Source organism: Vibrio sp. BS-M-Sm-2 (assembly GCF_041504345.1).
GTDB lineage: Bacteria > Pseudomonadota > Gammaproteobacteria > Enterobacterales > Vibrionaceae > Vibrio > Vibrio satsumensis.
Genome location: NZ_CP167894.1, coordinates 3,022,748 through 3,048,271 on the forward strand (window position 1 = coordinate 3,022,748; position 25,524 = coordinate 3,048,271).

General features: G+C 44.4%; 23 protein-coding genes and 1 pseudogene. 20 read left to right on the forward strand and 4 right to left on the reverse strand.

Translation table 11 applies throughout. The features are described 5' to 3' along the window. The first annotated feature begins 489 nt into the window (after positions 1-489). On the forward strand, positions 490-1,434 hold the full coding sequence (rluC, locus tag AB8613_RS13930) for a 23S rRNA pseudouridine(955/2504/2580) synthase RluC (RefSeq protein WP_146492223.1): 945 nt from the start codon (positions 490-492) through the stop codon (positions 1,432-1,434). 303 nt (positions 1,435-1,737) lie between these two features. Here rluC and AB8613_RS13935 read toward each other — a convergent pair whose 3' ends face one another. Then, a complete protein-coding gene (locus AB8613_RS13935; protein ID WP_146492222.1) occupies positions 1,738-2,319 on the reverse strand; it encodes a nucleoside triphosphate pyrophosphatase in 582 nt (193 codons plus the stop codon). 149 nt (positions 2,320-2,468) lie between these two features. Between AB8613_RS13935 and yceD the strand changes: the two genes are divergently transcribed. From yceD to AB8613_RS14010, 15 genes and pseudogenes are all read left to right on the forward strand, one after another. Then, positions 2,469-2,996 carry a 23S rRNA accumulation protein YceD gene (gene yceD, locus AB8613_RS13940; RefSeq protein ID WP_046222705.1) on the forward strand — a complete coding sequence of 176 codons (528 nt, stop codon included), beginning with the start codon at positions 2,469-2,471 and terminating at the stop codon, positions 2,994-2,996. Between the two features lie 35 nt (positions 2,997-3,031). Beyond that, a complete protein-coding gene (gene rpmF / locus AB8613_RS13945; RefSeq protein ID WP_004737376.1) occupies positions 3,032-3,202 on the forward strand; it encodes a 50S ribosomal protein L32 in 171 nt (56 codons plus the stop codon). A 9-nt stretch (positions 3,203-3,211) separates the two neighbouring features. Next, the gene (gene plsX / locus AB8613_RS13950; protein ID WP_017062152.1) at positions 3,212-4,237 is read left to right on the forward strand and encodes a phosphate acyltransferase PlsX; all 1,026 of its coding nucleotides are present in this window, start codon (positions 3,212-3,214) and stop codon (positions 4,235-4,237) included. Between the two features lie 5 nt (positions 4,238-4,242). Further along, entirely contained in the window at positions 4,243-5,193 is a 951-nt protein-coding gene (locus AB8613_RS13955) for a beta-ketoacyl-ACP synthase III (protein ID WP_010437276.1), read from the forward strand. An 80-nt stretch (positions 5,194-5,273) separates the two neighbouring features. Beyond that, positions 5,274-6,197 (forward strand): ACP S-malonyltransferase, encoded by a 924-nt coding sequence (gene fabD / locus AB8613_RS13960; protein ID WP_017630537.1) that lies wholly within the window; start codon positions 5,274-5,276, stop codon positions 6,195-6,197. 24 nt (positions 6,198-6,221) lie between these two features. Next, the gene (gene fabG / locus AB8613_RS13965; protein ID WP_029235138.1) at positions 6,222-6,956 is read left to right on the forward strand and encodes a 3-oxoacyl-ACP reductase FabG; all 735 of its coding nucleotides are present in this window, start codon (positions 6,222-6,224) and stop codon (positions 6,954-6,956) included. Positions 6,957-7,122: 166 nt separating this feature from the next. Beyond that, positions 7,123-7,356 (forward strand): acyl carrier protein, encoded by a 234-nt coding sequence (gene acpP / locus AB8613_RS13970; protein WP_004737381.1) that lies wholly within the window; start codon positions 7,123-7,125, stop codon positions 7,354-7,356. Positions 7,357-7,449: 93 nt separating this feature from the next. Continuing rightward, entirely contained in the window at positions 7,450-8,694 is a 1,245-nt protein-coding gene (fabF, locus tag AB8613_RS13975) for a beta-ketoacyl-ACP synthase II (protein ID WP_019821243.1), read from the forward strand. Between the two features lie 104 nt (positions 8,695-8,798). Then, complete coding sequence (gene pabC, locus AB8613_RS13980; protein WP_285953212.1) at positions 8,799-9,659, forward strand: aminodeoxychorismate lyase; 861 nt, start codon at positions 8,799-8,801, stop codon at positions 9,657-9,659. Then, positions 9,656-10,672 (forward strand): endolytic transglycosylase MltG, encoded by a 1,017-nt coding sequence (mltG, locus tag AB8613_RS13985; protein ID WP_285953213.1) that lies wholly within the window; start codon positions 9,656-9,658, stop codon positions 10,670-10,672. Before pabC ends, mltG begins: the two co-directional genes overlap by 4 nt. A gap of 10 nt (positions 10,673-10,682) precedes the next feature. Next, positions 10,683-11,315, forward strand: a complete 633-nt coding sequence (gene tmk / locus AB8613_RS13990) for a dTMP kinase (protein ID WP_146492218.1) — start codon at positions 10,683-10,685, stop codon at positions 11,313-11,315. A gap of 6 nt (positions 11,316-11,321) precedes the next feature. Beyond that, positions 11,322-12,286: pseudogene (locus AB8613_RS13995) on the forward strand (DNA polymerase III subunit delta'). Then, positions 12,277-13,044 (forward strand): TatD family hydrolase, encoded by a 768-nt coding sequence (locus AB8613_RS14000; protein WP_076656971.1) that lies wholly within the window; start codon positions 12,277-12,279, stop codon positions 13,042-13,044. Before AB8613_RS13995 ends, AB8613_RS14000 begins: the two are co-directional and overlap by 10 nt. A 443-nt stretch (positions 13,045-13,487) precedes the next feature. Continuing rightward, positions 13,488-14,918, forward strand: coding sequence for a PTS glucose transporter subunit IIBC (ptsG, locus tag AB8613_RS14005; RefSeq protein ID WP_017062145.1), 1,431 nt, complete (start codon positions 13,488-13,490; stop codon positions 14,916-14,918). Between the two features lie 230 nt (positions 14,919-15,148). Beyond that, positions 15,149-15,553 (forward strand): hypothetical protein, encoded by a 405-nt coding sequence (locus AB8613_RS14010; RefSeq protein WP_146492216.1) that lies wholly within the window; start codon positions 15,149-15,151, stop codon positions 15,551-15,553. 113 nt (positions 15,554-15,666) lie between these two features. Here the strand turns inward: AB8613_RS14010 and AB8613_RS14015 are convergent, their stop codons facing one another. Then, entirely contained in the window at positions 15,667-16,260 is a 594-nt protein-coding gene (locus tag AB8613_RS14015; RefSeq protein ID WP_146492215.1) for a porin family protein, read from the reverse strand. Between the two features lie 145 nt (positions 16,261-16,405). Between AB8613_RS14015 and AB8613_RS14020 the strand changes: the two genes are divergently transcribed. Then, entirely contained in the window at positions 16,406-16,495 is a 90-nt protein-coding gene (locus AB8613_RS14020; RefSeq protein WP_122053551.1) for a YnhF family membrane protein, read from the forward strand. 41 nt (positions 16,496-16,536) lie between these two features. Beyond that, positions 16,537-17,751 (forward strand): patatin family protein, encoded by a 1,215-nt coding sequence (locus AB8613_RS14025; RefSeq protein ID WP_285953217.1) that lies wholly within the window; start codon positions 16,537-16,539, stop codon positions 17,749-17,751. Between the two features lie 147 nt (positions 17,752-17,898). Here the strand turns inward: AB8613_RS14025 and pyk are convergent, their stop codons facing one another. Continuing rightward, positions 17,899-19,344, reverse strand: a complete 1,446-nt coding sequence (gene pyk / locus AB8613_RS14030) for a pyruvate kinase (RefSeq protein WP_285953218.1) — start codon at positions 19,342-19,344, stop codon at positions 17,899-17,901. A gap of 319 nt (positions 19,345-19,663) precedes the next feature. On the opposite strand from pyk, the gene AB8613_RS14035 reads away from it, so the two are divergent. Beyond that, on the forward strand, positions 19,664-20,881 hold the full coding sequence (locus tag AB8613_RS14035; protein ID WP_285953219.1) for an ROK family protein: 1,218 nt from the start codon (positions 19,664-19,666) through the stop codon (positions 20,879-20,881). 167 nt (positions 20,882-21,048) lie between these two features. Next, positions 21,049-21,990 carry a chemotaxis protein CheV gene (locus tag AB8613_RS14040; RefSeq protein WP_017062139.1) on the forward strand — a complete coding sequence of 314 codons (942 nt, stop codon included), beginning with the start codon at positions 21,049-21,051 and terminating at the stop codon, positions 21,988-21,990. Positions 21,991-22,325: 335 nt separating this feature from the next. Here AB8613_RS14040 and AB8613_RS14045 read toward each other — a convergent pair whose 3' ends face one another. Next, complete coding sequence (locus AB8613_RS14045) at positions 22,326-25,418, reverse strand: error-prone DNA polymerase (protein WP_372383976.1); 3,093 nt, start codon at positions 25,416-25,418, stop codon at positions 22,326-22,328. Positions 25,419-25,524: the final 106 nt, after the last annotated feature.

A 25,524-nucleotide genomic window follows, 5' to 3' on the forward strand; every position in this document is an offset into this window, starting at 1 on the left:
TCAGTCATCATAGGGAGTTAGCCTATGATCCGCGATGTGGCGGTGAATACTCAACATGAGCGTACGTGAGTAGAGCGATAAGGAACCCAGTTGACCGTGTCTTACGCCGATTGCAGCACTGTCTAATCTGAGTTATCTACTCATTTACTTGCTTATGAATGGTTAGCTGTTTAAATAATAGTCAAACCACTGATAGCAGCTGTGAACTATAGCAGCGGTCGGTAAACACAGCAATCTGCTTTGTCGGAATGCTGTAAAAAAAACAGTTTTTGTTTGGGTTTTGATAGCTCTAACTCACTGTCTATAAATAATTTATCAATTGATATTTTAATTTGCAGGAATCTTGGTGCTTTTTTGTTCGAAGAATCAAAGAAATATAGAACTTCAACGAGCATTTGAGGATAGATCGGCAGGGATTAAGGATAAATAAGTTCGGAATAGAGCTAAGAAAATCTCAATTATCAAAAGTGACAGTGATACAATAGCCCAATGAGCGAAATTAGAACCCAAGTCCAATTTGTCGACATTGACGAAGATATGGCTGGTCAGCGTATTGATAACTTCTTACGCAACCAATTAAAAAACATCCCGAAAAGCATGATTTACCGAATTGTGCGTAAAGGCGAAGTCCGCGTAAACAAAAAACGCATCAAGGCTGAGTACAAACTAAAAGCTGGTGATTTAGTTCGTATCCCGCCAGTTACCATTGAAGAGAAAGTTGAAGAGAACGTGCCAAGCACGAAACTCAACAAGGTTTCAGAATTGGAACAGTGCATCATCTATGAAGATGATCACATGCTGATTTTGAATAAACCATCAGGTACTGCGGTTCATGGTGGTAGTGGACTTAAGTTCGGCGCAATTGAAGCGTTAAGAGCACTTCGTCCCGATGCTCGCTTTCTTGAATTAGTGCACCGTATCGATAGAGATACGTCTGGCATTTTGCTTGTTGCTAAGAAGCGCTCGGCGCTAAGACACCTTCAAGCACAGTTCCGTGAAAAAACCGTACAGAAGTATTACTTTGCTTTAGTGATGGGTGAGTGGAAGAACAGCTGTAAGGTTGTAAATGCTCCATTGCTAAAAAATGAAGTAAACAGCATTGTTCGCGTGAACCCAAACGGCAAAGCTTCTGAAACCCGCTTTAAGGTTTTAGAGAAATTCCAAGAGGCGACGTTGATTCAAGCTAGTCCAATTACAGGCCGTACACACCAAATCCGTGTGCACGCTCAGTATACTGGTCACCCAATTGCTTGGGATGATCGCTACGGTGATCGTCGTTTTGACGCTTACACGGGCAAGGTTGGTCTTGATCGTCTGTTCTTACATGCCGCGAACATCAAGTTTACGCACCCAGGTAGTGAAGAGAAGATGGATATCTCGGCGCCAATGGAAAGAAGGTTAGAGAAAGCTCTTACTGGATTACGTAAGATCTAAGAAGATACGAGATACGAGATACGAGATACGAGATACGAAAAGAAGATATTCTTTTTAAATCGAGTGTGTACATAGAATCATAAAGGTTGGCGAATATCGTCAACCTTTTTTGTTTTCTGCTGGAGAAGTTCCTTCAACTCGCTCGCTCCTCGCTCTTGAGGATGACGATTTTTCCTGAGTAAAGTCAGTCCGTGTTGCTATCGAGTTAATCAATTAGCTGATTGGATAATGTAGCGATTTGAGTGATTCCCTAGACTGACGAAGGAGAGAGTAGGGAATCTCTAACAAAAGAGAGAGTATCCGTTATAGCACATTCATTCCTTGCGCTTCTAACATATCGACTAGATCGATCAGCGGTAAACCGATCAAAGTATTTGGGTCTTTGCCTTCCATCTGTTTAAACAACGCGATGCCTAACCCTTCACACATAAAACTACCGGCGCAGTAATAAGGCTGTTCTTTCTCAACATAACTAATGATCTGTTGCTCTGTTAAATCGCGGAAATGCACTACGAAGGTGTCGAGACGCGTGTCAGCTTTGTTAGCCTCACTGTTCCAAACCGAAAGCCCGGTATAAAAAGTAATACTCTTGCCGCTTTGGCGAGATAATTGCTCGATCGCTTTTTCTCGAGTATGAGGCTTACCTATGATCTCTCCGTCAATCACACAAACCTGATCAGAGCCAATGACTAAGCTAGGCAGCTCCACAGCACAAGACTTAGCTTTGGTCTCAGCAAGGCGCATCACCAACTGTTGAGGTGTTTCTTCGGGAAGCGGCGTTTCATCGCAGTCAGGCTTAGCTGTGACAAAGTTTAACTGTAGTTTTTTGAGGATCTCTTGCCTAAATGGAGACGTAGAAGCTAAAACTAGTTGGTAATTTCTCATTTTAATTTACAATTCGAGTAAGCATTTAGTTCAGGATAACGTAACTTATCCTGCTATTCATAATGCTCTGAACAGGAAAGGTAGGAAAGTACATTTTTTTTGCCATTTCCTTTGACTAAACATGATTTGGAAGATAAGATTCGCGCCCTATGCAAAAGGAAAAAATACCGCGTACAGTTGATCCGGCAAGAACGGCTCAAAAACGACTTGATGTGAATGGTATCATTCAGGTCAGTCTTTTAAAGCGTTTAACCGAAGCAACTGAAGGCGTAAAACGTGACGCGCAAGTCTCAATGTCATTTGGGCTTGATGAACAACGATTAGTCGTTATCTCTGGTAAAGCTAACGTCGAAGTCGATTTAGAGTGTCAACGTTGTAATGAGGTTTTCGCACATGAGTGCGATGTCCAATTTACTTATACTCCTGTTTACAGTGAGAAAAGTGAAGAGGAAGCACCGGAAGAGTACGATTTGGTAGATCTGAACGAGTACGGTGAGTTAGACCTGATTCAATTAGTTGAAGACGAGTTCATCCTTGGATTGCCACAAATAGCAATGCACGACGATGCGGACTGTAGCGTTAACTCAAATAATTTGGTATTTGGTGAACTTCCTGAAGAAATTGAGGAAGATAAAAAGCCGAATCCATTTGATGTTTTAAAAAGCTTAAAGAAGTAACTGCTTCTTTAAGAATTTACATAGGAGTAGGGTCAATGGCCGTACAAAAGAGCAAGAAATCACGTTCAATGCGTGGCATGCGTCGTTCACACGATGCACTAACTACAGCTGCACTTTCTGTAGACGCAACTTCAGGTGAAACTCACCTACGTCACAACGTGACTGCCGAAGGTTTCTACCGCGGCAAAAAGGTTATCAACAAGTAAGGTTGACCTTTGCAAAATCTAACCGTTGCGCTTGATGCAATGGGCGGGGACTTCGGTCCTCGTGTAACAGTGCCTGCCGCCGTGCAGGCACTGTCGTATTTCCCAGAGCTAAAAGTCATTCTCATAGGTGATCGAAACGCGATCACATCTCAATTATCTTCATTAGGTCGAATGCCTGATTCTCGTTTGAGTATCCAGCATTGTGATCGAGTTATATCCAATTCTGAAAAACCGTCACTAGCCTTACGTAACAGTCAGGGTAGCTCTATGCGTGCTGCTATTGATTTGGTTGCTGAATCACAGGCTGATGCTTGTGTGAGTGGTGGCAACACCGGCGCACTGATGGCGCTATCTCGTTTCAGACTCAAACTTCTTCCCGGCATTGATAGGCCTGCATTGGTTTCAGCTTTGCCTACTGCTTCTGGCAACCGTACATGGATGCTTGATTTAGGGGCGAACGTTTCTAGTGACGCAGATTCACTGTTTCAGTTTGCCGTAATGGGCAGTGCATTAGCCGAACAACATTTAGGTCGCGCGCCACGTGTCGCTATCTTGAATATCGGCGCAGAAGAAATTAAAGGCAATGACCTTGTAAAACGATGCGCTGAAATGTTGTCGAATACTCAGTCTGTGAATTTCATAGGCTATATTGAAGGTAATCAATTACTTCAAGATGCTGCTGATGTCGTCGTATGTGATGGTTTTGTGGGCAATGTCTGCTTAAAAACGTGCGAAGGTACGGCTCAGCTCTTTATTGATAAGCTAAAAACGCGCATGATGGCTTCAACAATAAAGGGTTGGATAGCCAGAATGTTGTTTTCTGAGCTATTTACTGAATTAAAAACCTTGAACCCCGACCAGTATAACGGCGCAAGTTTGTTAGGATTGCGCGGCATTGTCATTAAAAGTCATGGAAGTGCTGATGTGTCTGCAGTCGTCAACGCGATTGGTGAGGCAGTACACGAGGTCAAACGACAAGTCCCCAGCCGCATTAGCGATCGTTTGGAAGCGGTTTTACTCGAGAGGCATTATTAGTCTTCATGTATAGCAAAATTTTAGGTACTGGCAGCTACTTGCCATCTCAGGTGCGTACAAACGCAGACTTAGAGAAAATGGTAGAGACTAGCGATGAGTGGATTGTTGCTAGAACAGGTATTAAAGAGCGTCGTATTTCAGCGGAAAACGAAACCGTTGCTGATATGGCGTTTTACGCTGCTGAGAATGCCATTGAAATGGCAGGTATCGACAAAGAAGATATTGATTTAATCATCGTTGCGACAACCAGCAGTAGCCACACATTCCCGTCTTCGGCATGTCAGGTACAAGGTAAGCTTGGAATTAAAGGCTGCCCTGCGTTTGATTTGGCTGCAGCGTGTTCTGGTTTTGTTTACGCACTGTCTGTTGCTGATCAACACATCAAGACTGGCATGTGTAAGAACGTTTTGGTAATTGGTGCTGATGCACTGTCAAAAACCTGTGATCCGACTGACCGCTCTACTATCATCTTATTTGGTGATGCAGCAGGCGCGGTGGTTGTAGGCGCAAGCGAAGAGCCAGGTATTTTGTCTACTCATATTTACTCTGATGGTAAATACGGTGAGCTTCTAAGCCTAGAAGTACCAGAGCGCGGCGGTGATGCTGACAAATGGCTGCACATGGCAGGCAACGAAGTATTCAAAGTGGCGGTAACTCAGCTTTCTAAGCTAGTTAAAGACACATTAGCTGCGAATAATATGGATAAGTCAGAGCTTGATTGGTTAGTTCCACACCAAGCGAACTACCGTATTATCTCGGCAACGGCTAAAAAGCTGACAATGTCGCTTGATCAAGTAGTTATTACTCTTGATAAGCACGGTAATACGTCAGCAGCTACCGTGCCAACAGCACTCGATGAGGCTGTTCGCGACGGGCGAATTAAACGTGGTCAAACGCTTCTTCTTGAAGCCTTTGGTGGCGGCTTCACTTGGGGTTCTGCGTTAGTTAAATTCTAACCTCAAGCGATAATCAACAAACAAGGCACATAACTTATGTGCCTTATTCAATTTTTTGCTTTGCTTAAAGGATAATTACAATGAGCAAGTTTGCTATCGTATTCCCAGGCCAAGGCTCTCAAGCTATCGGTATGCTTGCTGACCTAGGCGAACAGTATGATGTTGTTAAACAGACATTTGCTGAAGCTTCAGAAGCACTTGGTTACGATCTATGGGCATTGGTTCAAGATGGTCCAGTAGAAAATCTAAATGAAACTTTCCGCACTCAACCGGCTCTATTAACAGCGTCTGTTGCTATTTGGCGTGTATGGCAAGAACTTGGCCTAGAGCAACCTGTAAATCTAGCAGGTCACAGCCTAGGCGAATACTCTGCACTAGTATGTGCAGGCGTTATCGACTTTAAAGAAGCGATCAAGTTGGTTGAACTACGTGGTCAACTGATGCAAGAAGCGGTTCCTGCAGGTGTTGGTGCAATGTACGCAATCATCGGTCTAGACGATGAAGCGATTGCTAAGGCGTGTGAAGAAGCTGCGCAAGACGAAGTTGTGTCTCCAGTTAACTTTAACTCTCCTGGCCAAGTTGTTATCGCGGGTAACAAAGCGGCAGTAGAGCGTGCTGGTGCACTTTGTAAAGAAGCGGGCGCTAAGCGTGCACTTCCGTTACCTGTTTCTGTGCCGTCTCACTGTGCACTGATGAAGCCAGCAGCAGACAAGCTAGCAGTGGCTCTAGAAGCTCTAGAGTTCAACACGCCAGCACTGCCTGTTATCAATAACGTTGATGTTATTGCTGAAACAGACCCTGCAAAAATTAAAGACGCACTTGTTCGTCAGCTATACAGCCCAGTTCGTTGGACTGAAGGTGTACAAGCGATGAACGAGCAAGGTGTTGAGAAGCTACTTGAATTAGGCCCTGGTAAAGTTCTTACTGGTCTAACAAAACGAATCGTAAAAACTATGACAGCTGCTGCAGTTAATGACACTGCATCACTAGAAGCTGCTAAGTAATAACCACTTAATAGAGAAGTTATGATGAATTTAGAAGGCAAAGTTGCACTAGTTACAGGCGCAAGCCGTGGCATCGGTCGTGCAATCGCTGAACTTTTAGTTGAGCGTGGTGCTAAAGTTATCGGTACTGCTACATCTGAAGGCGGCGCAGCTGCAATTAGCGAGTACCTTGGTGAGAACGGTAAAGGTCTTGCTCTTAATGTAACTGATACTGACTCAATTGCTGCTACACTGAAAACCATCAACGATGAATTCGGTGCGATTGACATTCTAGTTAACAACGCAGGTATCACTCGTGATAACCTACTTATGCGTATGAAAGACGACGAGTGGAATGACATCATCGATACTAACCTAACGCCTATCTTCCGCATGTCTAAAGCTGTATTGCGTGGCATGATGAAGAAGCGTCAAGGTCGTATCGTAAACGTTGGTTCTGTAGTAGGTACTATGGGTAACGCTGGTCAAGCTAACTACGCAGCTGCAAAAGCAGGCGTAATTGGTTTTACTAAATCAATGGCTCGTGAAGTTGCGTCTCGTGGCGTTACAGTGAACACTGTAGCTCCTGGTTTCATCGAAACTGACATGACTAAAGCGCTAAATGATGACCAACGTGCTGCAACTTTGGCGAATGTACCAGCAGGTCGACTAGGTGACCCTCGCGAAATCGCTGAAGCTGTGGTATTTTTGGCGTCACCTGCGGCAGCTTATATCACAGGTGAAACACTTCACGTCAATGGCGGTATGTACATGGTGTAAATTATGTGCAACATTTGTGCATGATTTAAGTCAAGATCATACGTAATTTCGGTTAAAATCGTGAAAATTGTGGTTTGACCAGAAAAGTTGACCTTGCAACTTTCAATAGATTGAATAAACTACGGAAAACATCGCATAAAGCGAACTCTGTAAAGGAAAAGAAAAAATGAGCAACCTCGAAGAACGCGTAAAGAAAATCATTGTTGAACAGCTAGGTGTAGACGAAGCTGAAGTTAAAAACGAAGCTTCTTTCGTTGATGACCTAGGTGCAGATTCTCTAGACACAGTTGAGCTAGTAATGGCTCTAGAAGAAGAATTCGACACTGAAATCCCAGATGAAGAAGCTGAGAAAATTACTACTGTTCAAGCAGCTATCGATTACGTAACTAGCGCTCAGTAATAATCTCTCCCAGGCGGTCACCTCGACCGCCTGTGTTTTATCTAACTCATCTATCCTCATCTTAAATCACCTCAATCCCCGGAGTGTAAAATCGTGTCCAAGCGTCGTGTAGTTGTCACTGGCATGGGTATGTTGTCACCGGTAGGCAACACTGTAGAATCTTCTTGGAAAGCCCTGCTAGCTGGTCAAAGTGGTATCGTTAATATCGAGCACTTTGATGCAACCAATTTCTCAACTCGTTTTGCAGGTCTAGTTAAAGACTTTAACTGCGAAGAGTATATGACTAAAAAAGATGCTCGTAAGATGGACTTGTTCATCCAGTACGGCGTCGCAGCAGGTATTCAAGCTTTAGATGATTCAGCCCTAACTATTACTGAAGAAAACGCTCCACGTGTGGGTGTTGCTATCGGTTCTGGTATTGGTGGTCTTGGTTTGATCGAAGCCGGTCACCAAGCTCTAACTGAAAAAGGTCCTCGTAAGATCAGCCCGTTCTTCGTACCGTCGACGATCGTGAATATGATTGCTGGTCACATGTCTATCATGCGTGGTCTACGCGGTCCAAACATCGCGATTTCTACTGCATGTACGACTGGCCTACATAACATTGGTCACGCGGCTCGTATGATTGCATACGGCGATGCTGACGCAATGCTAGCGGGTGGTGCTGAAAAAGCATCAACGCCACTAGGTATGGGTGGTTTTGGTGCGGCTAAAGCACTGTCTACTCGTAACGATGAGCCTCAAAAAGCTTCTCGTCCATGGGACAAAGGCCGTGACGGCTTCGTTCTTGGTGACGGTGCAGGCATGATGGTTCTTGAAGAGTACGAACATGCGAAAGCTCGTGGCGCTAAGATTTACTGTGAGCTAGTTGGCTTCGGTATGTCGGGTGACGCTTACCACATGACATCTCCAAGTGAAGATGGCTCAGGTGGTGCACTAGCAATGGAAGCTGCTATGCGTGATGCTGGCATTACTGGTGAACAAATCGGTTATGTAAACGCACACGGTACTTCGACTCCTGCTGGTGACGTAGCGGAAGTTAAGGGCATCAAGCGTGCTCTTGGCGAAGCAGGCAGCAAGCAAGTATTGGTTTCTTCTACGAAATCAATGACAGGTCACCTTCTAGGTGCTGCTGGTTCTGCTGAAGCTATCATCACGGCAATGTCTCTGGTTGACCAAATTGTTCCACCAACAATCAACCTAGATGACCCTGAAGAAGGCTTAGATATTGACTTAGTACCTCACACTGCGCGTGAAGTTAGCAACATGGAATATGCTGCATGTAACTCATTCGGTTTCGGTGGTACAAACGGCTGTTTGATCTTCAAAAAGATTTAATCATCTTATTAAAGACGTAAACACTCGTAGATAGTCACAATTAGACTTGTTTTTAAACGGCTTGATGCTTTAGCATTGAGCCGTTTCTTTTTATGGGGAAAAACATGTTTTGGGTTGATGGAGAAAGCCAGCAAACTATCGATATCTTGGACCGCTCGTTTCAGTACGGAGACGGCTGCTTTACAACAATGCTTGTGAGTGATGGTGAGATACAACATTTTCATGATCATCAGCACCGTGTCGACGAATGCCTTAAAGCGCTACGTATTTCCGCTCTTGATTGGGATGTAGTTGGTCTTTGGCTCGATACTGCACTTCAACATATCCAACACAACGGTCTTCATGAAACAAAGAACCTCCACAAGACAAACAAGCCTCATAATGAAAAAGCAGGGATCAAGCTGCACGTTAGCCGTGGAGCGGGTGGGCGTGGCTACAGTACCAAGAATATCGCCAAGCCGACAATCACCATCAGTACCTTTGATTACCCAAGTCATTATTCAGCGTGGCAAGGCTCCGGTGTTGAACTCGGTATCTGCCATCAAGCGTTAGGTTTGAGCCCACTACTTGCTGGCCATAAGCACAATAATCGTCTTGAGCAGATTTTGATGAAAGATGAAATGGATCAAGCTAATGAAGTGGATGGTGTGGTTCTTGATATTTCGGGTAATGTGATTGAAACCACCATGGCCAATCTGTTTTGGCGCAAAGGTCAGGCGATATACACACCTCAACTCACTCAAAGTGGTGTAGCAGGGGTTATGCGTAAGCAAGTGTTAACCGCGCTGAATCAAGCTGAACTTTCCGTTACAATTAGTGACTACTGCTTATCTCAACTCATGCAAGCTGATGAGGTTTTCATGACCAACTCCATTTTAGGGGTTGCCCCAGTTACCCGTATTAGTGATACCCAATTTAACATTGGAACCGTTACTCGTAGCCTTCAAGGACAACTAAACTCGTGATCAAAAAGTTATTTATTTTTATTATCTTGTGCTTAATCGCAGCCGGTGCTGCTGGTTTTTATGTTTACAACCAAGCACAAGATAACTTGAAACAAGTTATTCAATTAGAAAAACCACAAGTCGTGACTGTTGCTTCAGGTAGCAGCTTTAACCGCGTTCTAGCCCAGTTGATTAACGAGGGGCTTTTTGAGGCTTCTCCTTACGAGAAATTAATCCGTAAGTTACATCCTGAGCTTGTAGACGTAAAAGCGGGAACTTTCCTGCTTGAACCGGGTTTAACCTTAGAGCAAGCGCTACAGGTGCTTGTAGAAGGGAAAGAGCACCAGTTTACCATTACCTTTGTTGAAGGCAGTCGTTTTGACGAATGGCTTGTCCAGCTAAAAGACAACGAATTCATTCAACAGACGTTGGATGGCGTCTCTGAAAAAGAGATTGCTGAAAAGTTGGGTATTGAAAACGAAAAGTTAGAAGGCCTTTTCTTAGCAGAAACGTATCACTATACCTACGGCACCACTGATTTAGATTTGTTGAAGCGGGCGCATCGAGACCTAATGAACGTGGTGAATGAAGAGTGGGAAAATCGAGCGGATAAACTGCCTCTTAAATCGCCATACGAAGCGTTAATTCTTGCATCTATCATTGAGAAAGAGACCGCTGTTGCGTCAGAACGTGAGCGTGTCTCTTCTGTGTTCGTTAACCGTCTGAACAAGCGTATGCGTTTGCAAACTGATCCTACGGTTATCTATGGAATGGGTGAGAGCTACGATGGCAATATCCGTAAGAAAGACTTACGTACGCCAACGCCATACAACACCTATACAATGAGTGGCTTGCCACCGACACCTATCGCTATGGCAGGCAAAGCTTCTATCAACGCGGCGTTGAATCCAGAGAAGAGCAACTACTTGTATTTCGTTGCGAGTGGAACAGGTGGTCACGTATTTTCAAAGAGTTTGACTGAGCATAACCGTGCAGTGCGAGCTTACTTAAAGCAATTAAGAAAAAACAGATAAAGAAATAATTATGAATCAGTCGAAATTTATCGTGGTTGAAGGCCTTGAAGGCGCTGGCAAAAGCACAGCAATCAATGCCATCGTTGAGACATTAAAAGCGTCGGGTGTCGAGGATATTGTTAATACTCGCGAGCCGGGTGGTACAGTCTTAGCTGAAAAGATGCGCTCATTGGTTAAAGAAGAGCACGAAGGCGAGAAGCTTCAAGACATGACTGAATTGCTGCTGATGTACGCAGCACGTGTTCAATTAGTAGAGAACGTCATCAAGCCCGCACTCGACAGTGGTAAATGGGTCTTGGGTGATCGTCATGATATGTCTTCACAGGCTTACCAAGGTGGTGGTCGTCAGATTGCACGCACGACAATGGAATCACTGAAAGCAACCACGCTAGGCGGCTTTAAGCCCGATCTAACGCTATATTTGGACCTAGACCCTAGAGTAGGGCTAGAGCGTGCTAGAGGCCGTGGTGAGCTTGATAGAATTGAAAAAATGGACATCTCATTTTTCGACCGCACGCGTGAGCGCTATTTAGAAATTGCAGAACAAGATGATTCTGTACTTGTGATTAATGCGCAGCAAGAAATTGAGCAAGTAGCCACTGATATTAAAGTTGCGCTAACTGCTTGGCTCGACAAACAGTAGGTAGTCATGGCTGAAGTGTATTCTTGGCTCACACCGGTATGGAGTGAGTGGAAAAAAGTCTCGATGCGGAGCGTTTTCCTAACTCTGTGATTGTTAATGCGCCGCAAGGGCTCGGCGTTGATGCGTTGATTAACCAACTTACCGACGCATTGATGTGTACGAATTATGAAAGCGAGTCGTGCGGGTTTTGCCACAGCTGTGAATTAATGAAGTCGGGCAGTCATCCTGATTTTCATGTGATCTCACCAGAGAAAGAAGGTAAGTCGATCACAGTTGATCAAGTGCGTGCCAGCAACCGCTGGGCTCAAGAGTCTTCTCAGTTAGGTGGTTTGCGCGTTATCTTGCTTAACCCTGCTGAAGCAATGAACGAATCGGCTTCCAATGCACTACTGAAAACTCTGGAAGAGCCATCAAGCAAGTGTATTTTCATTCTGTCTACTCGCAACAGTAATCGCTTAATGCCGACTATTATCAGCCGTTGTCAGCAATTCAACGTGGTTAGCCCGCAGTTAGAGGCAGGTTCGGCGTGGTTAGATGGGGAAGTGGGCAAAGCGGTACCGCAGTATATTTTAGCACTCAATGACAACGCGCCTTTAAAAGCAAAAGCGATGTTTGAGCAAGGTGGCGTTGAAGCATCAACAAAAGCGCTCGATGGCTTTGTGAATGTGATAAAAGGCACTCAACCTGACATGCTAAAGTTCTCTACAGAGCTTAGCAAAGACCCTTTAATTCAACTTGGCTGGCTTTGGCATTTATTGTCGGATGTACAGAAGCTGCATTTTGGTTTGGCGAATCAGGCTATCACTCCGAGTGCAAAAGCACTGTGTGAGGTGATGTCTTACCAAAGTGCTTATGCAGCATCGAATAAACTGCTGATATTGATTGAGCAGTTAAAGCAACACCCTGGGCTCAATACGGAGCTACTCATAATGAATTGGCTAATAGCCACTTGCGAGGAAACATGTTCGTAGATTCCCACTGTCACTTAGACAAACTGGATTACCAAGATTTACACACCAGCGTAGAAGATGTGGTTAACAAGGCGAAGGCTGCCAATGTAGACCAATTGCTTTCTGTCGGTGTGACACTAGATTCGTTTGAAAACATGCTCGAGATGATCTCGCCGTTTGATAACGTCAAAGCCTCCTGTGGCGTTCATCCTCTCGATGTTGAAAGTGATTTCTGCCTAGAGACAATGCGTGAGTACGCGAGCAATCCCAAGGTTGTAGCGATTGGTGAGACAGGTTTAGATTATCACTACCAACCAGAGACTGCAGAGCTACAACAGCTACGATTTAAGCAGCATGTTGAATTGGCCGTTGAGCTTAATAAACCTTTGATCATCCATACTCGTAACGCACGTGAAGACACATTGGCTATTTTACGTGATGGCGGAGCTGAGAAGTGTGGTGGCGTGATTCACTGCTTTACTGAAGATCAAGCGTTCGCTGAAGCGGCAATGGAGCTAGGTTTTTATATCTCAATTTCAGGTATCGTGACCTTCAAACAAGCAACAGAACTCAAAGAAGTTGTTAGGAAGCTTCCTCTCGATAGGCTATTGATCGAGACAGATTCTCCATATTTGGCGCCAATTCCATATCGTGGTAAGCAGAATCAGCCTGCATATGTTGTAGAAGTTGCAGCCTATATTGCACAATTGAAAGGCTTGTCAATGAAAGAGGTTGCTGAACAAACAACCAAAAATTATCAAAAACTTTTTTTGCGATAAAAAACGAAGTAAACAAATAAAAGGGAGCGAAAGCTCCCTTTTTGTGTTTTTGATCACCAAAAATGCTTTTTTTTTAATGTTTACTAATTATGTTGAACTTGAGATGGCTATTTATAACATTTGTAATTTTGTTACTAAAAATAACATTAGCTCCTATTTTATTTACCCAGTAAAATAATAGGTCTCATTGAAAATGCCCTTTATTTTCAATGAATTAAATAATTGTAAAGCATTGCATTTCTAGATTTGACATGTGATCCAAGACGTGTTTTGAAACTAAATTTCGTAAGTGACTAGAAAGTTAGTTCCCCATCAATATATATTTAGCGGCAGAAAATATAATGCAATACATGGTTACATTTTCACTGGGTGCTAACATATAGGCTACGGGGGTGTGCCGTTAGAACCCATATAATTATTTTATCTTTATCAGGAGCATAAACATGTTTAAGAACCTTTTTGCTAGCCTGCAGAAAGTTGGTAAGTCTCTGATGCTTCCAGTATCAGTTTTACCAGTTGCGGGTATTTTGCTAGGTGTCGGTGCAGCAGATCTTCCTTTCATTCCAGAAATCGTTTCAAACCTAATGGAACAAGCTGGTGGTTCAGTATTCGGTCAAATGGCACTACTGTTCGCAGTAGGTGTTGCACTTGGCTTTACTAACAACGATGGTGTGGCTGGTCTAGCTGCTATCGTTGGTTACGGCATCATGACTGCTACACTTGGCGTAATGGCTGGTGTAATGGGCGTTGATAAAATCGATACTGGTGTACTAGGTGGTATCCTAGTCGGTGGTGTTGCTGCTTGGGCATTCAACCGTTTCTTCCGTATTCAACTACCAGAGTACCTTGGCTTCTTCGCTGGTAAGCGTGCAGTGCCAATTATCACAGGTTTCTCTGCGATTGGTCTAGCAATCCTACTATCTGTAGTATGGCCACCAGTTGGCGGCGCTATCTCTGCGTTCTCTGATTGGGCTGCTCACCAAAACCCACAAGTGGCGTTTGGTATCTACGGTATCGTTGAGCGTTCTCTAATTCCATTTGGTCTTCATCACGTTTGGAACGTACCTTTCTTCTTTGAAGCTGGTACTTGTGTAAACGCTGCTGGTGAAACTCAAAATGGTGTTCTTACTTGTTACCTAGTTGCTGATGACGCATCTCGTGCAGCGGGCAATGGCTTCGGTCAGCTAGCTGGTGGTTACATGTTCAAGATGTTCGGTCTACCTGCTGCTGCAATCGCGATTGCACACTCAGCTAAGCCTGAAAACCGCGCTAAAGTAATGGGCATCATGGCTTCTGCTGCGTTGACTTCATTCCTAACGGGTATCACTGAACCAATCGAATTCTCTTTCCTATTCGTTGCTCCAGTACTGTACGCAATCCACGCTCTACTAGCTGGTTCTGCATACGTTCTTGCGAACACTCTAGGTTTTGTACACGGTACATCTTTCTCACACGGTCTAATCGACTTCCTAGTTCTATCTGGCAATGCGTCTAAGATGGGCCTAATGGTTGTATGTGGTATTGCTTACGCTGCAATTTACTACATCGTATTCCGCACTGTGATTAAAGCTCTAGACCTTAAAACTCCAGGCCGTGAAGACGAGACTGAAGAAGAGTCAGTTGCGACTGGTTCTGAACTTGCTGGTGAGCTAGTTGCTGCATTCGGCGGCAAAGCGAACATCACTGGTCTTGACGCTTGTATTACTCGTCTACGTGTTGCTGTAGCTGATACAGCTCTTGTTGACCAAGACAAACTGAAGAAACTAGGCGCTGCAGGTGTTGTTGTTGTTGCTGGTGGCGTACAAGCTATCTTCGGTACTAAGTCTGACAACCTTAAAACAGACATGGATGAGTGGATCCGTAACAACGGTTAATTCTCTGATTCAATAAATTGAAAGGAGGCCGAAAGGCCTCCTTTTTTGTTTTCTGCTTTATGAAAGACTTTCCTGTCTTTAATCTTTTTTAACTCAGAGAGTTACCGTTCGGCTCGATGCGCTGATGTTCGTTCTCAAATTTTTCATATCTTTTATCTTTTACCTAGCGATGACACCTTTAGCTGTTATTCCAGTAAACTACCGTTTTTTAAACACAGTCTGAGAATATTATGAAACATCGTTACTTGATCGGCCTTATGTGCTGCAGTGGAGCCTCTTTTGCCCACGCTTCTGAAGCTCCAGCTTTGGAAGTTGGACTCGCCATTGACCAAGACCTGAGTGTCGTTGTGGAATTTGATCAGAAATACCGTGCTACGATTGGCAATGATGGTGCTGCATTTGACTACATCTGGAAGCGCGGTCAGTTCGAGACTGAAGCTCCGTTGAGCTGGTACGTCGGCGCTGGTGCTTGGGCTGAATGGAATGATGACTTTGGTTTACGCTTGCCGTTAGGTGTGAAGGTGAACTTCTATGAAGGTTGGAATGCTTACGCGCAAGTTCACCCTGAGCTCGACATGTACAAAGGGGTTGAGTTGCAAGTAGGCGGTGCTCTGGGTATTACATACAAGTTCTAACTCGAACCAAAAAACGTTTTTATAATGACAAAGCCAGCATTTAGCTGGCTTTGTCGTTAAATCAGACATCCAGATTTTCTTCTAACTCATTTCGCTTGAGAACAGGTGTTGACTTAGAAAGTAAAACTGAGTCCGATATTGGCCTGGAATTGGTTCATCCAATCGGTATCAAAGCGGATAATGCAGTCTTGCCCAGTGCTCGGTACGCTACAAACACCGGATGTGTCGTTATCGACAACCGTACCTAGCCAGCGTATTTGAGTATTTAAAGCTAAGCGGTCACTAAATTTGTATTCTAAACCACCAAAGATAGAGGTGGAGAATCCATACTTGTCTTTCGCCCAGTCAACATCAACGTAAGACGCCCCAAGACCTAGCCCTAGATAGCCGGACAATACAGGAGAAGCAGGGTAGTAGATACTGCTTTGAAAGTGCAGGTATTGGATGGAGGAACTTAAGTTGAGTGTTTCTAACTCAGAGCTCTGATTGGAATAGAAAAAGCCGATGCGTCCTTTTTCAAGTGGCGTTTCAATTGCAAAAGTGTAGTTTTCAGAGCCTTTCATGTCATAAGTTTTTCCATCCTGGTCTTCGACACTACCACCGCCGGTATAACCCACCATCGGAGTAATGATGATCTCCGGCGAAGCATTCGCGCTTGAAATGGAAAGAAGCGTAACCAGTGCCATTATATTTGCTTTGTTATTCATGAGTATATCCTTGTCCATACACTTACTAATTGTGATGGTTACATCAATATTGTGCGACTAATTTCAACGATTCTTGAAGATACTTCACACACCTGATAGTACTTAAATAGAGACTCGACAAATTAATAATAAGCCAGAGGTGTCTATGGACCATAATCTGAAAAATGCTCTACAAATAACAGCGTTTATCTACACAATCATTCTTTCATTTGGCTTTATTGCGATTGGTAGCTAATACCATTTATTGCGAGGCTGAGTTTTTGTGCTCAGGGAATAATGAATAGTGGGATTATAACCAATATTGATACAGCAATAGACTTGGACTATTACGCTAAGTTTATTGCTGGAAAAACAGCACTGGTCGCTCAAGGTGGCGGACAGAGAAGTATTTTTACTTCGGGAGTGCTGGATGCCTTTCTTCTTTCTAATTTTGACCCCTTCGACGAATTTTTCGGTACTTCAGCAGGTGCCCTCAATTTATGCGCTTATCTGTGCCGTGACAAAGGCCTTGGGCGTTCTTTTGTTCTCGACCTCACTACCTCACCAGAATTCTTCAACCTTTTTTCTTATATACGACACCGAAAGAATCTAGGCCTCGAATGGGCTTTAGAGCAAATTATGGCTTATCCCTATAAGCTCGATCTGGATTTGGGACGACAAACGTTAGGCGATCGCCATTTTTATGCGGCAGTGACGGACTCTAAAGGTTTACGAGATCACTACTTCCCATTATTGGGCGACGACTGGTACAAAGTGATGATTGCGACCTGCGCCATTCCTCGTTTGTACAATGACGAAATTTTCATTGGTGACAGTGCTTATGTGGACGGTGGTGTATCAGCATGTATACCGGTTCAAGAAGCATGGCGCAGACAAGCTCGTTCTATTGTCGTGATTCGTACTGAGCCCGTGGTAGAGGAAGGGGATGGACATTTAGCGGGCTCTCAGGTGAATAAACCTTCAATAAAAGCACCTAAACCGATATCCGCCGAAGAGCTGGAATGGTTTCGTGAATCTTTCGACAGTGTTCAAGGCCACTGGCAACAGAAAGTGGAGCAGTGGAAAACCGACTGGACCTCTTTCTTCCAACAACAAATTATGCGCTCAAAAGAGCAAAAGCGTGACCGCGGGCATTTGGATCTGCTTAATGGTGGCCGATGGTTATTTGGTGCGGATGATATCTATCGCTTAAGTCATTTAATCGGTGATAAGTTTGATTCAGGCTTGGCTGACATGCTGATGGTGCATTACCAAACCTACTCACTGACACAAGACTTTTTGAATTCTCCACCGGATGATGCGTTTGTAGTGCAGATAGCACCAAGTCAGCCGCTGAAATCGAGTTCACTAATGAGTGATAAAGAGGATCTGTTACACGATTACGAATTGGGCTTAGAAGCCGGTTACCGATTTGTAGAAACCTACACATCAACGGAAAACGCTCGCAATTCACACATTCCACAGTTAGCAACCATTACTGCTGGCAAGTAATTCTTGAAGTTGATGAGTTAGCATGCTGTTAGCTCTCATATCGTTAGTGATTCAGTGTTCTGAAATGAAAAAGGGTTATTGAACTTGGTTCAATAACCCTTTTTTGCCTTTGAAATTATGCTAATCGCTTCGTCTTACGGTCAAACATTAAGTGACAGGCAAGATTCTCATACAGTTGGTTGATCCCGCCACATCCATAATGTCGCCTTGAGTGATGATCACCAGGTCACCAAACTTCAGGTATCCTTTCTCTTTTAGGCAAGTGAGGGTTGATAGCGCAATATCAAAGCTGTCTTCGGCTTCTGTCTCAAAGTAGATAGGTGTCACACCTCGGTACAAGGTGCAGCGATTAAGTGTTCCTTCGTTACGAGACAGCGCATAGATAGGCATGTCAGCACTTAAGCGAGACATCATCAATGCAGTACGGCCAGACTCGGTGAGAGTGACTACTCCTTTAATACCTTCCATATGGTTTGCTGAGTAGATGGTCGCCATAGAAACAGTTTCTTCTGCGGTAACGAAGGTGCGGTCAATACGGTAATTAGATTGGTTAACCCCCGCCATCTTTTCAGCACCAATACAGACTTCTGCCATTGATTTTACGGTTTCGACTGGGTAATCACCCGCAGCGGTTTCACCTGAAAGCATCACCGCGTCGGTGCCATCGAGTACCGCATTGGCAACGTCCATGACTTCGGCACGGGTTGGCATTGGCGCAGAAATCATTGATTCCATCATTTGAGTCGCGGTGATCACCGTTCGGTTAAGCGCTCTAGCACGGCGTATAAGCTGTTTTTGTACACCGACCAACTCTGGGTCTCCAATTTCTACTCCGAGGTCACCACGAGCCACCATGACCACATCTGAGGCCATTATGATGTCATCCATATTCTCAACAGTGGCGACTGTCTCTGCTCGTTCCACTTTTGCGACGAGGTGAGCTTCTAAGCCAGCTTCTCGTGCAAGCTGACGAGCGTAGTGCATGTCTTCGCCATTGCGAGGGAAAGATACGGCGAGGTAATCCACTTTGATTTGTGCTGCGGTGACGATGTCGCGCTTGTCTTTTTCTGTTAGCGCTTCTGCTGAAAGGCCACCGCCTTTTTTATTGATGCCTTTGTTATTTGAGAGTGGGCCACCAATGATAACTTCGGTGTGAACACGGCAGCCTTCCACTTTGGTTACTTTCAGTTGAACACGACCATCGTCAAGCAACAGGATATCGCCGGAGGATACGTCGTTAGGCAGCTCTTTATAATCAAGGCCAACCGCTTGTTGGTTGCCTTCACCTAAACCTAAGCTACTGTCGAGAGTAAATAGATCACCGACAGCAAGTTGGATCTTACCTTCTTTGAATGTCGATACTCGAATCTTGGGACCCTGTAAGTCCCCGAGAATGGCGATTTGAGTGCCGAGTCTTTTGGCTATCGCTCGGACATTTTCTGCACGTTGGATATGGTCTTCGCTGGTGCCATGAGAGAAGTTCATACGGACGATATTGGCACCGGCTTTGATGATCTCTTCAAGCACGTTACCTTTATCAGTAGAAGGGCCTAGCGTTGTGACGATTTTCGTTTTTCTTAATTCGGCTGTCATGAATACTCCTAGAGTGAGGCCAAGTAATCTTTTAAAAGACTGAATTAAGTATATGCATTAATTGATAATTTATTGGGAGCTAGGGGGATATTTCTTGATTTGCCTCTAATTATTGAATTCAGGGCTCAAACGCGATGTTTTATTCCGAAAATTAAGTCGTAAATTATCGATGTGGGTGTTAATTTTCCTCGAACTATTTGACTCGATACACAAAGATTCATGTATATACGTGATACTGGTCACGGCGATATACCAAGTGACTTCACAATTACTTCGCAAAGTAAAAAAATTACCTCGTTGATGATTTCTGGAGCGTAAAATGTACATGGCTCAACCGGGCCATATTGATCATATCAAACAGGTCAATGCTGGTCGTGTATATAAACTAATTGACCTTAAAGGTCCTATTTCTCGTATCGATTTGTCCAAGCAAAGTGAGTTGGCTCCGGCGAGTATTACTAAAATTACCCGTGAACTCATTGAAGCTCACCTGATTCACGAAACGACGGTTCAAGAAGCCACGACTCGTGGGCGTCCTGCTGTCGGTCTGCAAACCAATAACGAAGGTTGGCAGTTTCTGTCGATGCGTCTTGGTCGCGGATACTTGACGATCGCGCTCCATGAATTGGGCGGTGACGTGCTTATCGATACCAAAATTGATATCCATGAACGCGATCAAGATGATGTGCTTGCGCGTCTTCTCCATGAAATCGATGAGTTCTTCCAAACCTATGCTGAGCAACTCGACAGGGTGACGAGTATCGCTATCACACTGCCAGGTCTGGTGAATTCAGAGCAAGGTATTGTGCTGCAGATGCCGCACTACAACGTTGAAAACTTGGCGTTGGGGCCGGAGATCTACAAAGAAACCGGCCTACCAGTTTTTATTGCCAATGATACCCGAGCCTGGGCATTAGCAGAGAAGTTGTTTGGTAACTCACAAGATAACGATAACTCTGTTCTTATCTCGATTCACCACGGTTTAGGTGCCGGGATCATTCTTGATGGTCGCGTTCTGCAAGGGCGTCACGGTAACATCGGTGAGTTGGGGCATATCCAGATCGATAAGGAAGGCAAGCTTTGTCACTGTGGTAATCGAGGCTGTTTAGAAACGGTGGCGAGTTCTCAGGCAATCCGAGAGCAAGTCAAAGAGCGATTAGCCAATGGTGAAGAATCAACGCTAACGGTGTTTGAAGACGTCACTATTGAACAGATCTGCGCTGCCGCTGCTGATGGGGATCCGCTAGCTGTCGAAGTGATTGAACAGTTAGGTCGTTATCTAGGCTCTGCGATTGCGATTGTGATTAACCTATTCAACCCAGAGAAAATCTTGGTGGGTGGTGTTATCAATCAGGCGAAGAGCGTGTTATACCCGGCGATTCAAAAGTGCATCGAAGAGCAGAGTCTATCGGTTTACTATAAAGACTTAGAGCTGGTGGAATCTCGTTTTTATAAGCAGGCAACCATGCCAGGTGCTGCGCTCATCAAGCAGGCCTTATACGATGGCCAACTGTTAATGAAAGTTATTGAAGGTTAACCCCTTTTCTCGTCTTGTAGCCTTACCCTGAACCTTTCCATGTACTTAAGCTTTGTATAACATCATTTGTTGTACTTAGTTTAAGCATTCTGTGCATTGGCGCTTTGCTTTAACCTATTGAAGTAGGCTATTGTAGCCACAGTTATTATTTGTCACTAAGGTGTTGTATGTCTGGCGTTTTAAATTCGGTTGATCAGAGAACCAAACTGGTCGGTGAAAATCGTCTGGAGCTCTTGTTATTCAGCTTAAACAGTCGTCAACTATTTGCGATTAACGTATTTAAAGTGAAAGAAGTCCTAAAAGTGCCAGTGCTCACTCGCTTACCTGGCTCTCACCATCATATTACGGGTGTGGCTTCTTTACGTGGTGAATCGGTGCCTGTTATTGATTTGCGAAGTGCCATTGGCTTTCCGCCATCTCGTGCGGAATCTCAAGAGAGCAACCTAATTATTACGGAATACAACCGAACCGTACAAGGTTTCTTGGTTGGACAAGTTCGTAATATCGTGAACACGACATGGACAGAAATTCAACCGCCGCCAAAGACAACAGGCCGTGCAAACTACCTAACCGCTATCACGCATATTCAAGAAGAAGAGCAGCACAAGATTGTTGAGATCATCGATGTTGAGAAAGTGTTGGCTGAGATCATTGATTACGATGTCTCGATCTCTGAAGGCGTTTTAGACGAACAATTAGCTCAGGAGATGATAGGACGTAATGTGCTTATCGTTGATGACTCTTCAACAGCGCGTAACCAAATCAAAGGTACCTTGTCGCAGTTGGGTTTGAACATTATTGAGTGTTGTGATGGCTTAGAAGCACTGACCTTACTTAAGGGCTGGTGTGATGAAGGCAAAGACATCAATCAAGAAATATTGTTGATGATCACCGATGCTGAAATGCCTGAAATGGACGGCTATAAGCTGACACACGAAGTACGTACTGACCCTAGAATGCATGACCTGTTTATTACGCTAAATACTTCATTAAGTGGAAGTTTTAATGAAGCTATGGTTGAGAAAGTAGGGTGTAACCGCTTTATTTCCAAGTTCCAGCCGGATCTCTTGGTTGAAGTGACTCAAGAGCGAATGCGTCAGATTTTATAATTAATGCTGTAGTACGGTTTGTTTTGAGTGACCTTATAGAAAACGTTTGCTAATATTCACGCAGCATATTTTTCTTAACGAAATATGCTCAACTACTAGCGTAACTTTTCACACACAATCTAAGGTAGTTCCTCTTAATGATATGGTTAACGTCTAAAGTTGTCATGACTTTGAGCTTATTACTGTATAGGGAATTTAAGAAAAGACGTACGGAAGCTGAAGTTGAGTCATAACTCAACAATTGGAATCGAAGGGAAGCGGATGCTTCCCTTTTTCGTTGCTCTTTCTCTCGTTCCTCCTTAACCAGTGACCTATTGAGAACAGTTGGTACTTCGCTAATGAAAATCCCGAGATTTGGTTTTCAAGCCAACAATTTCACCGGTAATATCGATAAGTTTCCCCGCAATAACATGCACGACTTCTCCTTCTTTTTCTAATATCCCTTGTACCTTTAACGCTTTGGCTGTCAGATAAGCTTGCTGTTGAGCGCGCGCGGTTGCTCCCCATACCACGACATTAATATTGCCAGTACTATCCTCCAGCGTGACAAAGGTGACACCTGCCGCGGTTCCCGGTGATTGTTTGCCTGTGACTAATCCGACAACGGTGACCATAGATTTGTGTCTTTGTTGTATTAAATCTTTCATATGTGTGAATCGACCTAATCGCCCCGCTTCTTCTAGTAAGGTTATAGGGTGCTTATTTAATGAGATACCGACACTGGTAAAGTCCTCAAGTAAATCCTGCATCTCATTGGGTTTGTGCAGTGTGTGTTCGCCATGACCATCCTTAGTCTCGTCATAGACTTGGCTAAACAGAGGTAGGTCAGAAGCGGAATCCATTATCGCCCAGCGCGTCTGGAAACGGTCTCCTGAAACGTTGTGTAGCGCGTTGGCTGATGCGAGTAGCTCTATGTCCTTCTTATTCATCGATAGCTGTTTTACTTGGCTAGGATGGTGATAACCAGAATGCGGACGATTGGCAAGTACGCTCTGGATACCGTGTTCACTCAAACCTTTGATTTGTCGCAGCCCTAATCGAATCGCTAAACTATTCTGTTGAGAGACAACCGTGTGGTCGTTTTGAGAAGCGTTCACACATACCGGAAGTATCGTCACATTGTGTCGCTGTGCATCTTGAACCAACTGCGATGGACTATAAAAGCCCATGGGTTGGCTATTCAACAAAGAAGCATAGAAGCACTCTGGGTAGTAGCATTTCAACCAAGCTGAACAATAGGCTAATACCGCAAAGGAAGCCGAGTGGCTTTCAGGGAAACCGTATTCACCAAAGCCACATATCTGTTTAAATATTTGTTCGGCAAACTCGGTTTCGTAGCCTCGCTTTTGCATGCCTTCGATGAGTTTGGTTTTGAACTTAAATACGTTGCCATTTTTCTTCCAAGCGGCCATCGCTCGTCTGAGTTGATCTGCTTCACCACCAGTAAATCCTGCAGCTACCATCGCGAGTTTGATCACTTGCTCTTGGAAGATAGGAACACCTAAGGTGCGCGACAGTACCGACTCCACATCTTTAGATGGATAACTGATTGGCTCAATGCCATCTCGACGCTTGAGAAACGGATGAACCATATCGCCCTGAATAGGACCAGGGCGTACGATAGCGATTTGAATCACCAAGTCGTAATAAGCCTTTGGCCTAAGCCTTGGTAGCATGCTCATTTGTGCACGTGACTCAATTTGGAATATCCCGACCGTGTCTGCTCGCTGAATCATGCCATAAACCTGAGGATCGTCCTTAAGGCGAGTGATCTCCGCAATTGTCAGTGATCGCCCATGAATACGTTTGATCAGGTCGAAACATTTACGAATTGCAGAGAGCATACCAAGCGCGAGCACATCAACTTTCAGCAAGCCTAAGGTTTCTAGATCATTCTTATCCCATTGAATAATGGTTCGGTCGTGCATTGCGGCATTCTCGACGGGAACCAGTTCATACAGAGGTCCTGAGGATATGACAAAGCCACCGACGTGTTGAGATAGGTGGCGTGGAAAGCCGATGATCTCATTGACCAAATGGATAAATTGTTGCCCCTTCAAAGAATCAGGTTGTAGTCCTAATTGAGTTAACTGAGCCTGCCAACCTAAGCTTTTGTCTCTGCGATTGGTGTTTTTGATGAAGTAATCGAGCTGAGTTTCTTGTAGCCCTAATGCTTTACCGACATCTCTTACTGCACTTTTAAAGCGATAAGAAATGACCGTTGCAGCCAGTGCAGCACGTTCTCTACCGTATTTTTGGTAGATATATTGAATAACCTCTTCTCGGCGTTCATGCTCAAAATCGACATCAATATCAGGCGGCTCATCGCGCTCTTTACTGATGAAACGCTCAAACAGTACCGAGATTTGTCTTGGGTCGACAGAGGTGATTTCTAAGCAATAACAGACCACGGAGTTGGCCGCTGAACCTCGACCTTGGTAAAGAATACCTTGGTTTTTGGCAAACATCACGATGTCGTGGATGGTGAGAAAAAAGAAAGGGTAGTCGAGCTCGCCAATTAACCCCAATTCTTTATCTATGATCTGTTGGATGTCGTCAGGGACACCTTGTGGAAAGCGAGCCTGTTTTCCTTTTTCAACCAACATACGTAGATAGCTCATGGGCGTCTCACCCTGAGGAATCAACTCACTTGGGTATTCGTAACGTAGACTACCTAAGTCAAATTCGCACAGTTCAGAAATTCGGTTGCTCTCTTCTAGCCACTCCGCTTTGAAGATATGAGAGAGCTTATTGATGCTTCGCAAACAGCGCTCGGCATTCGCCAGTAAGTGACCGCCAACTTCGGTCACTGGTTTTTGATATTTAATCGCGGTGAGTGAGTGCTGTAAGGGCAAGCGATTAGCATTGTGCATTAACACGCCACCACAAGCTGTAATCGGCAGGTGGTGATGCTGTGACAGCTCAATGCAGTAATCCGTGTATTGTTGGTCGGTCTGTTTGAGGTGTCGTTGTAAGCCAATCCACAACCGACCGGAATGATGTTGAGAAAGCCATTGTCCCCAATGCGCGTCTTCATTTTTTTGCTGAGGTAGCCACAGGATGAAGCAGTGCTTAGCCGACATAATATCCCACTCAGAGAGCTGATAATGCCCTTTGCTGCTACGACGTCTCGCATTGGTAATAATGCGGCACAGCTCGGCATAGGCTTGTCTATTTGGGCATAGTAAAACCACTTGGCATTCTTCATTTAACCAAAACATGCTCCCGACAATTTGCTTGAGCGACAGTTTATGTTGCTTGATTGCAGAGTGGACTTTCACGATGCCCGCGACCGAGCACTCATCAGTAACAGCGAGTGCTTTGTAGCGTAAAAAGTCGGCCTGTAAAACAAGCTCTTCCGCATGCGAAGCTCCCTCTAGAAAGGAGTAATTACTTTGGCAGAAGAGCTCTGAGTATTGCTGAGACATAACGTAATCTCACTTAACCATTGCGGATGAACATGATTGAAAAGGGACGTTGAAATTGTCAGTAAGTCGTACGGAGTGAGCGACTAAATTGTCTTACTGACTTACT

Bases quoted from the DNA above. Each gene is read 5' to 3' on its own strand.
- rluC (WP_146492223.1), top strand. From the start codon at position 490: ATGAGCGAAATTAGAACCCAAGTCCAATTTGTCGACATTGACGAAGAT.
- AB8613_RS13935 (WP_146492222.1), bottom strand. From the start codon at position 2,319: ATGAGAAATTACCAACTAGTTTTAGCTTCTACGTCTCCATTTAGGCAA.
- yceD (WP_046222705.1), top strand. From the start codon at position 2,469: ATGCAAAAGGAAAAAATACCGCGTACAGTTGATCCGGCAAGAACGGCT.
- rpmF (WP_004737376.1), top strand. From the start codon at position 3,032: ATGGCCGTACAAAAGAGCAAGAAATCACGTTCAATGCGTGGCATGCGT.
- AB8613_RS13955 (WP_010437276.1), top strand. From the start codon at position 4,243: ATGTATAGCAAAATTTTAGGTACTGGCAGCTACTTGCCATCTCAGGTG.
- fabD (WP_017630537.1), top strand. From the start codon at position 5,274: ATGAGCAAGTTTGCTATCGTATTCCCAGGCCAAGGCTCTCAAGCTATC.
- fabG (WP_029235138.1), top strand. From the start codon at position 6,222: ATGAATTTAGAAGGCAAAGTTGCACTAGTTACAGGCGCAAGCCGTGGC.
- acpP (WP_004737381.1), top strand. From the start codon at position 7,123: ATGAGCAACCTCGAAGAACGCGTAAAGAAAATCATTGTTGAACAGCTA.
- pabC (WP_285953212.1), top strand. From the start codon at position 8,799: ATGTTTTGGGTTGATGGAGAAAGCCAGCAAACTATCGATATCTTGGAC.
- tmk (WP_146492218.1), top strand. From the start codon at position 10,683: ATGAATCAGTCGAAATTTATCGTGGTTGAAGGCCTTGAAGGCGCTGGC.
- AB8613_RS14000 (WP_076656971.1), top strand. From the start codon at position 12,277: ATGTTCGTAGATTCCCACTGTCACTTAGACAAACTGGATTACCAAGAT.
- ptsG (WP_017062145.1), top strand. From the start codon at position 13,488: ATGTTTAAGAACCTTTTTGCTAGCCTGCAGAAAGTTGGTAAGTCTCTG.
- AB8613_RS14010 (WP_146492216.1), top strand. From the start codon at position 15,149: ATGAAACATCGTTACTTGATCGGCCTTATGTGCTGCAGTGGAGCCTCT.
- AB8613_RS14015 (WP_146492215.1), bottom strand. From the start codon at position 16,260: ATGAATAACAAAGCAAATATAATGGCACTGGTTACGCTTCTTTCCATT.
- AB8613_RS14020 (WP_122053551.1), top strand. From the start codon at position 16,406: ATGGACCATAATCTGAAAAATGCTCTACAAATAACAGCGTTTATCTAC.
- AB8613_RS14025 (WP_285953217.1), top strand. From the start codon at position 16,537: ATGAATAGTGGGATTATAACCAATATTGATACAGCAATAGACTTGGAC.
- pyk (WP_285953218.1), bottom strand. From the start codon at position 19,344: ATGACAGCCGAATTAAGAAAAACGAAAATCGTCACAACGCTAGGCCCT.
- AB8613_RS14035 (WP_285953219.1), top strand. From the start codon at position 19,664: ATGTACATGGCTCAACCGGGCCATATTGATCATATCAAACAGGTCAAT.
- AB8613_RS14040 (WP_017062139.1), top strand. From the start codon at position 21,049: ATGTCTGGCGTTTTAAATTCGGTTGATCAGAGAACCAAACTGGTCGGT.
- AB8613_RS14045 (WP_372383976.1), bottom strand. From the start codon at position 25,418: ATGTCTCAGCAATACTCAGAGCTCTTCTGCCAAAGTAATTACTCCTTT.